Genomic DNA, 2,077 nt, shown 5'->3' with positions numbered 1-2,077 from the left:
AATGAATGCATGCTTCTGTTTTTTGATAAATAGCTGTTTTTCAATTCATCATATTGGGATTTGGTAATTTTCATTATTTTTTTCTCCATTTGTCGATTAAATTTAAAATTTGCTATGTTACTGTAGATTATTATGTAAATTATTGTATATAAAGAGATATGCTTTTTTCATTTTGGTATTATTTTGTTTATTTTTATATGTGAAATTGGGGATTATGTTCGTTATTTTGGGTGGTGGTGTTAAATTATCTGTACATTTTAATTTTTCACTACTCGGAATTCTTTGGTGGCAAATGTATTCCGACTTTGTACAATAATTGATAATTTTAGTTAGACATTGTGAATTAATATCCAAAAAGATTTAATTATTTTCTTAATATTTTTAATATATATTATAATATGTATAAGATAAATCTAATTTTTTTTGAATAATATATGTATATTTTTATCAAATATTGAAAAATATTTAAATACTATGAGATTCAAATATCTAATTATATTGTTAAAATATGTTGCTTTCATAAAAATTATTTTAATAATATTAATTAATTCAAATTATAAATTTGGAGGAATGTTTTTTGTCATACGTAGATGAAGTAATAGAAACCATTATAGAACAAAACCCTTCCGAACCTGAATTCCACCAAGCTGTACGCGAAGTATTGGAATCCTTAAGGGTTGTAATTGAAGAAAATGAAGATGAATTTAAGAAAAACGCACTTCTTGAAAGATTAACAAATCCGGAAAGACAATTTAAATTCCGTGTCCCGTGGGTAGATGACAACGGACAAGTACAAGTAAATACCGGATACCGTGTACAATTCAACGGTGCAATAGGACCTTACAAAGGCGGATTACGTTTCCACCCATCTGTAAACCTCGGTATTATTAAATTCTTAGGTTTTGAACAAATTTTCAAAAACTCCTTAACCGGTCTTCCAATTGGTGGAGGAAAAGGTGGATCTGACTTTGATCCTAAAGGAAAATCAGACAGAGAAATCATGGCATTCTGTCAATCTTTCATGACTGAATTATGCAAATACATCGGAGCAGACACTGATGTGCCTGCTGGAGATATCGGTGTAGGTGGCCGAGAAATCGGTTTCTTATTTGGTCAATACAAAAGAATCAGAGGATTATACGAAGGAGTATTAACTGGTAAAGGATTAACCTTCGGAGGATCCCTTGCAAGAACCGAAGCTACCGGATATGGATTATTATACTTCACTAACGCTATGTTAAAAGCTAATGACATTGACATTGCAGGTAAAACCATTGCAGTTTCCGGTGCAGGTAACGTAGCAATTTATGCAATCGAAAAAGCTCAACAATTAGGTGGTAAACCTGTAACCTGTTCCGATTCAACAGGTTGGATTTACGACCCTGAAGGAATCGACGTTGAGTTATTAAAAGAAGTAAAAGAAATCAGAAGAGAAAGATTAACCGCATATGCTGAAGCTAGAGACAGTGCTGAATACCACGAAGGCAAAGGCGTATGGACCATTAAATGTGACATCGCTCTTCCATGTGCTACCCAAAACGAATTGCAATTAGAAGACGCTAAAACATTAGTTGAAAACGGAGTTTTAGCAGTTGCTGAAGGAGCAAACATGCCAACCACTATTGAAGCAACCGAATTCTTACAAGAAAATGATGTATTATTCGCACCGGGTAAAGCTTCAAACGCTGGTGGAGTAGCAACTTCTGCACTTGAAATGTCACAAAACTCAGAAAGATTATCCTGGACCTTTGAAGAGGTTGATGGTAGACTCCAAACCATTATGGAAACCATTTTCGAAAATGCTGCAGCTGCTGCTGAAGAATACGGCATGGACAAAAACTATGTTGCAGGAGCAAACATTGCAGGATTCAAGAAAGTTGTTGATGCTATGAACGCACAAGGAATCGTATAGATTTTCTTGTTTCTTTTTTCTTTTTTAGATTATTAATCATTTATCTTAATAGTGAAAGAATACTCCGACCTCTTTAAGGTCGGAGATGAATTTCACAAAAAGGCATCTGAAGATATTAGTTTTCAAATGCTCTCTCTATTTCTTTATATATTATTTATTATTTAA

Annotated in this window: 1 protein-coding gene; it reads left to right on the top strand. The window is 33.1% G+C overall.

Features of this window, described 5'->3' with window-relative positions; all coding sequences use genetic code 11:
• Nucleotides 1-577: 577 nt before the first annotated feature.
• Nucleotides 578-1,912, top strand: coding sequence for an NADP-specific glutamate dehydrogenase (gdhA, locus tag QZU83_RS10700; RefSeq protein ID WP_292606478.1), 1,335 nt, complete (start codon nucleotides 578-580; stop codon nucleotides 1,910-1,912).
• The last annotated feature ends 165 nt before the right edge of the window (nucleotides 1,913-2,077 follow it).

The sequence above is a fragment of the uncultured Methanobrevibacter sp. genome (genome assembly GCF_902771435.1).
Classification (GTDB): Archaea; Methanobacteriota; Methanobacteria; order Methanobacteriales; family Methanobacteriaceae; genus Methanocatella.
This window is presented reverse-complemented; position numbering and strand designations above follow the sequence as displayed.